This window comes from Ruegeria sp. D3 (genome assembly GCF_056534465.1).
The window spans coordinates 25,690-32,574 of sequence record NZ_JBQFPK010000023.1 but is presented as its reverse complement, the minus strand read 5'-3'; the positions used below and the strand labels follow the sequence as shown (position 1 = coordinate 32,574).

At 51.7% G+C, this 6,885-nt stretch carries 4 protein-coding genes; 1 reads left to right on the top strand and 3 read right to left on the bottom strand.

The features are described 5' to 3' along the window. Positions 1–1,055 (top strand): Na/Pi cotransporter family protein (locus tag ACR0DX_RS21790; RefSeq protein ID WP_480847375.1); only part of this gene is annotated, 1,055 nt, incomplete at its 5' end. Between the two features lie 230 nt (positions 1,056–1,285). Here ACR0DX_RS21790 and ACR0DX_RS21785 read toward each other — a convergent pair. From ACR0DX_RS21785 to lon, 3 genes are all read right to left on the bottom strand, one after another. Continuing rightward, positions 1,286–1,831, bottom strand: coding sequence for a hypothetical protein (locus ACR0DX_RS21785; protein ID WP_170354046.1), 546 nt, complete (start codon positions 1,829–1,831; stop codon positions 1,286–1,288). A 437-nt stretch (positions 1,832–2,268) separates the two neighbouring features. Then, positions 2,269–3,639: a hypothetical protein gene (locus ACR0DX_RS21780; RefSeq protein WP_170354045.1), complete on the bottom strand. Its 1,371-nt coding sequence runs from the start codon at positions 3,637–3,639 to the stop codon at positions 2,269–2,271. Between the two features lie 680 nt (positions 3,640–4,319). Beyond that, positions 4,320–6,728, bottom strand: a complete 2,409-nt coding sequence (gene lon / locus ACR0DX_RS21775) for an endopeptidase La (protein WP_170527130.1) — start codon at positions 6,726–6,728, stop codon at positions 4,320–4,322. Between the last annotated feature and the right edge of the window lie 157 nt (positions 6,729–6,885).

Here is a 6,885-nt window from a genome sequence, read left to right as displayed (position 1 = left end):
AGGCCGGGATAGTTTTGGCCTTAGGAGCCAATATCGGGACCTGTGTCACCGCTTTGCTTGCGGCACTTGGCAAGCCAGTCGAAGCGGTTCGCGCATCTGTTGTCCATGTCTTGTTCAATATTGCAGGCGTCATAATTTGGCTTCCGTTTCTGAGCATTCTTGCGGACATAGCCGTAAGTGTTTCGCCCGCCGCTGCGGAAGGTCTGGTTGGAAAAGACAAACTTGCGGCGGAGGTTCCTCGGCAGATCGCAAATGCCAACACCATGTTCAATGTCCTCAACACTATGATATTTATTGGTTTCACAACGGCCTTCGCGCGCCTCGCGGAAAGACTGGTCCCAGATCGACCTGAGCCAATGGATAAAATCATTAAGTCCGAATTCCTCGATGACGCGGCGCTGGAAGCGCCCACGATCGCACTTGAAAACGCCAGAAGAGAGATTGAGCGGGCCGGACATATCGCCTTGGAAATGATGGACGCGTTGGGTGAAGGGGCTCAACGCTACGAAAGAGGAGCGTTGGATGCGGTCGCAAAGCGTGACGACGAAGTGGACATTCTAAGTTCAGAAATCATGAAGTATCTTGGTCGAATACGACAAAACTCACTCACGGAAAGCGAGAGCGATACCCATCAGCAACTTGTCGCCGCGATTATGAATATCGAGAGCGCAGCTGACATCGTTGAGGCGGATATGGTTGGGTTGCTCAAAATCTTCATCGATGGCGATTTTTCCGAAAGTAGTGAAACAACGCGAGATATGGTGCAGGGTCTTTGGACTTGTGTGAGAGAAAGTCTTGAACTCGCAGTCCAGGCTGTGGGGAATAGTGACGAACGCTCTGCCCAAGAAGTGCTCTTGCTCAAAGACGATATTAGAACCCTTTCCGACCAGCTATTCGAAAGGCACGCCAAGCGACTAAACATCGACGAACCCCGGTACTTGGAGCGTGTTCGACTACTGATGACTTTTATTGAGCAGTTGCGCCACATGTACACACTGATAAAACGGGTCGCGAAGACACAGTTACCAGTCGAAATCGCCGCAGAGGCGGCATAATTGGTTAATAGGTCAATTTCGGCAATGCGGCGAAGTTATTTGTGGTCCACACGAATTCTTGTTTTGCATATTTCCGCATGGAACGACTGTACCAAACGTGCCCCCACAACGGCCACAACGATAAAACTGTGGGCTTCGTTGGGGCGCTGGAAGCGGTTGGACAAGTTGTTCCAACGGTGGCGATATAACAATCTCAAGACGTACGCCTGATGAGGCTGCGCTGCAGACACCTATTCTTCGACAATTCCCACAGCAAGACCTTCCGTGAAGCTCAGAGCTACTCTGTCTCCCTGGCTAAGTTGCTCAACAAACTCACGACCAACTTCTGTTTCAACCTCGATCATTTGTTCTGTGCCGCTGCTGTCCGTCACAGTGGCTATTGAATTCGCGGCGTCGAAGGAAACAAAAGTCAGAATTAACGTGACCATCGTTCCAGCGGCTACGCCCGGTGTTGATCCCTCTGCCGCCCGGCCTTCCAATTCAACCATACTGTCAACCTCACCGGGGAATGCCATGTTTGCAGCTACCCCCAGTGTGTAAACCGCTTTGACCTTGTCGCCTTCTTCAATTTGGTCGAAGTTTACGACTTCCGCTCCTGCAACAATGGTCTCTTCTTCGCCTGTCTCTGAGTTTTGCAGCACGATAAGTCGAGTGTCCGGGTCAACCGACTTAACTGTCGCATCGGCTTCGATGGTCACGCTGCGCTCAGCTGTTTGAGCAAAACTGAGCGCGGGCAAAATCAAGAAAAATGCAGACGCAAGAAGTTTAGTTAGCATGTCTTCTCCTAATGAAATTCATGGTTGAAGCCTGCAAAGTAGCACACAGTTTTGCAGTATAGCTAAACGTTGTCACACCGCTTAGCAGTTTCAAAGATGTATGTCAGTCAGTGTCACCAAAGACCGAAGTTCTTTAGCATCAGAATTGCGCCATATATCGAACGATTAGTCTAGATCACTTAGGCGGAGAACGCTTGTTCGGCTGAAACGGTGTCAGTTTCGTCCGCTTCTCAGTCATTCCGATGGGCTCAGGTCTCAGACACGCTCAGGCAACCCGAAGTTCTCAGTGACAGCATTTCTGTCCTTACGCTTCAGAGTAATGCCTAAGATACTTCTTATAGGACAACGTGTCGGATGACTTGCAATAAGGGGGATAGTACCCCCTCCCAATAAAGTACCTTACCTACTGGACTACTTAAGGTAGCCTCAAATAGCCCCTAGGCGGCCATGGCAAAACCACTGTCCAAGGTCATCTTCACTTGAGGGATGAAGCCCAACCGTTCTTTATACTCATCCTTCAGCACAGTTGACGCCAATTCATGATCCCGTTGCTTCACGATCAGACTGTCATGAACCGGAAGGGACGGTATGTCTTGCAACTCATAGAGGCACTGCATTGCTTTTAGAAAACACTCTGCTTCTTCAAACTGCAAAATAGCCCAATCCAGTTTTTCGGGTTCGAGACTGGACAAAACCGGGTGTCGGGCCAAGATCAACGAAACAACGTCCTTCAGCTTGTACCGATCCCTAGGGTGGTAGCCATGTTCGGAAATGAAGTCGTCGTTGAAAGACCTCGGCCAGCGGGATGGGGGCTTGCCCCGCCCGATAGAGGCGACAATGATCCGTTTTGTGACCTCTCTCGATATCCCGTCGATCTGATAAGGATCGGGATCATAGGCGAGGGTCTCACCTTGGATTGCGTACAAAATGGATAGCTGACTGGAAGAAACATCAATTTCACACGTTGGTTCACCATCAATCAGAATGGCTTTCCGTACTTCCTTCGGCATCTGCATCCAATCGTCGTCAGAGGCACAGTAGAAGCGGCCTCCTAGATTGAAGTCGAAGCCTTCCCGGTCTCCGCAGTTGAAGATACGCCTGAGCATCGGTTGATCCGACAGGTTGAACCTGTGGCAAGCTAAATGCCTGTTCAAGGACTCAACTTCGGCTCTGCGTTGCTGAAACTTGGTGCCACTCTGTTTGATGAGCTTTCCCCGTTCTGGAATGGCATAGTTGCTGTCTTTGGTCCCACGAACCTGCACTACGTTGGCGTGTCTGTGACTGCGTTCGAAATGCTCCGAGATGTTGGCCGCTGTGAGTTGGTCGCTCTGGGCCAGTTCCAACAGAGCTGGTGTGGCTCTGAACCTCCGCGCTTTTCTGTACGTTGTGTTGTGGTCTCCGTCGTCAATCGAAGCTCGGGAATGTACAAAGCCAGTTTCTTCCATCAGCCCCATGTCTCCCCAGTATTTCCGAAGTTTGGTCAGAGTGTCACTGCTGACTAACGTCTGTGCAAGTTCGTCTTTGTCGGCTGGTCGATACATGTAGCCTTTGGCGGCCTCATTCGCGCTGTGCTTGATTAGATCGGCAGCCAACGCTCCAACTGCCAATTTGAAGTTGTCCAAGTCGTTCTGTCGTCTGGCACGTTTTCGGGGGTGGTATTGCGCTTCATAAGCAATAGTTCGGTTTACCAACTCGGATACAAAGTTCTTCGATGCTTCGGATACCGTAGACCGATCTAACGAAGCAAACCGGGCTTTGTTGAATGTGTGTCGAAGTAGACGTGTTACGTCGTTGTTTGTTTTGCGCATACTTTTTCCGTATTGGGCGGTTTCAAAAAGAGAGGAAAGATTTAGGGGAACTTCCTCCTTTATAGGCTCAATATCCGAACACACGCTTTTTCAGGCACCAGACGTCTGGAAAACTGAATGCCATAGCCGTTACGCGAGCAACGCCAATCAGACCACAAATGTTGTGTACACCCGACTAGCGTGCATATCGTTGAGAGGGCGAGACTGTCCTAAATGTTGAAGGCTTACCAACTAGCTTTGTTGAAGATCACGATAGAAGTGTGCGGACACCAGTTTCAGGCTGATCTTCATCAACCATCTTCGCAACCAAACGTCCGCTAGTCAGTGTCGGCTTTCCACAAAAAAAGAGGTGTTGAGGTTTGGTTTCGCTGACCTTTTTCCTTTTGACTCATCTCAAGGAAGGCAAATTGTCCTGTGTGGGTTTATGTACAACAACATCTAGTATTGGATGTATGGAGGGTCCAGTTAGGACAGACATAACCCATTGATGTTATTGGGTATGGTCTTCTCTAACTACTAGGTCTTGATAGGCGATTACATATCGAAGATGTCAGGAGTTCAAATCTCTTATCACCCACCATTCTTCCTTTTAGCGATTCATAAAAAGGCCCCAGGGCTTTGGTAATCCAAATAGAAAAAGGGCGGAGTTTTCACTCCGCCCTTTCCACAGCATTCTCAATTTAGTGTGTCGTTGCAGAAGCCGCCGAATTATCAGAAGCCTTAGCCGAAGCAGCAGCGGCTTCCTCGGCCGCTTCGTCCCACTCAATCGGCTCTGGTTCGCTGACCAAAGCCTGTTTCAGCACTTCCGAGACATGCGTGACCGGGATGATCTCTAGCCCTTCCTTCACGTTATCCGGAATATCGGCCAGATCCTTTTCGTTTTCCTCGGGGATCAGAACCGTTTTGATGCCACCACGCAGAGCTGCCAGCAGTTTCTCCTTCAAACCACCAATCGGCATCGCATTACCGCGCAACGAAACTTCGCCGGTCATGGCGATGTCCTTGCGCACCGGAATACCTGTCAGCACGGAAACGATCGATGTGACCATCGCCAGACCTGCCGAAGGCCCATCCTTTGGCGTCGCCCCATCCGGCACGTGTACATGGATATCCAACGTGTCAAACTTCGGCGGCTTAACACCGATCTGCGGCGAGATTGACCGCACATAGGACGAGGCCGCGTCGATGGATTCTTTCATCACATCGCCCAACTTACCAGTGGTCTTCATCCGACCTTTACCCGGCAGTTTCAGCGCCTCGATGTGCAACAAATCGCCACCAACAGAGGTCCATGCCAGACCAGTGACAACACCGACCTGATCATCCTGCTCGGCCAAGCCGTACCGGAACTTGGGTACGCCTAGGAAATCATCCAGATTGTCTGGCGTCACCGTAACGGATTCAGCCTCTTTCTTGATGATCTTGGTCAGCGACTTCCGGGCAACCTTGGCGATCTCGCGTTCCAGATTCCGCACGCCTGCCTCGCGGGTATAGGTGCGGATAATGGATTGCAGCGCGTCATCGGTCAGCTCAAATTCCTTAGCCTTCAGGCCGTGGTTCTTGACCTGCTTGCTGATCAGGTGCTGCTTGGCGATCTCGGATTTCTCTTCCTCGGTATAGCCAGCCAGCGGGATGATCTCCATCCGGTCCAGCAGAGGCCCGGGCATATTATAGCTGTTCGACGTGGTCAGAAACATCACGTTGGACAGGTCATATTCGACCTCAAGATAGTGGTCCATGAACGTGCTGTTCTGTTCCGGGTCCAACACCTCAAGCATGGCAGAAGCCGGGTCGCCACGGAAATCCTGCCCCATCTTGTCAATTTCATCGAGCAAGATCAGCGGGTTCGTGGTTTTTGCCTTTTTCAGCGCCTGAATGATCTTACCGGGCATCGACCCGATATAAGTCCGACGGTGGCCGCGGATTTCGGATTCGTCGCGCACACCGCCCAACGAGATGCGAATGAACTCGCGCCCCGTGGCTTTGGCGACCGACTTACCCAAAGACGTTTTACCCACACCCGGAGGGCCAACAAGGCACAAGATCGGGCCCTTCAGCTTTTTCGAACGCTGCTGAACCGCAAGGTACTCGACGATCCGTTCCTTGACCTTTTCAAGGCCGTAGTGATCGGCATCCAGAATGTCCTGCGCGCGTCCCAGATCCTTCTTGACGCGGGATTTGGTGCCCCACGGCAGTGCCAGAATCCAGTCCAGATAGTTGCGCACCACGGTGGCTTCGGCCGACATGGGCGACATGTTCTTGAGCTTCTTCAGCTCACCTTCGGCCTTTTCACGCGCTTCTTTCGACAGCTTGGTCTCGGCGATTTTCTCTTCCAGTTCGGCAACTTCATTGCTGCCGTCCTCGCCATCGCCAAGTTCCTTCTGAATGGCTTTCATCTGCTCATTCAGGTAATATTCGCGCTGCGTTTTCTCCATCTGGGATTTGACGCGGGTCTTGATCTTTTTCTCGACCTGCAGAACCGACATCTCGCCCTGCATGAGGCCATAGACCTTTTCCAGCCGCTCACTAACCGAGAGCGTCTCAAGCAGTTCCTGCTTTTGCTCAACCTCAATGCCCAGATGGCCCGAAACCAGGTCGGCCAGCTTGGCAGGCTCGGTGGTTTCACCAACGGCGGTCAGCGCTTCTTCGGGGATGTTCTTGCGGACTTTGGCGTAACGCTCGAACTCATCCGCGACGGTGCGCAGCAGCGCCTCGGTCGTCGTCACGTCACCGGGAATCTCGGTCAGATATTCGGCACGAGCTTCGAAGAAATCTTCGTTTTCCAAAAATTCGGTGATCTGCACCCGCGCCTGACCTTCGACCAGCACTTTCACGGTGCCGTCGGGCAATTTAAGCAGTTGCAGAACATTGGCCAGCACACCCGACCGGTAAATCCCATCAATCGCGGGATCATCGTCACCTGGGTCAATCTGGCTGGACAGCAAAATCTGCTTGTCGTCCTGCATCACTTCTTCCAGTGCGCGAACAGATTTTTCCCGACCCACGAACAGCGGCACGATCATATGTGGAAAAACCACAATATCGCGCAGCGGAAGCACCGGGTATGAGGAATTCAGAGGCTCTTGCATGCTCAATCCTTATCATTGGCAAGACGGTACTGGTCCCTATTAAGGCAACGCCCGACCGTCTCCTGTTTGGACGATTAAGGTGGGGTTCAAATACCCCATTTCAACCTCATCGCTGTATGTCGTGATCCAGAATGACCCGAGGTTTTTCGGACTGCAA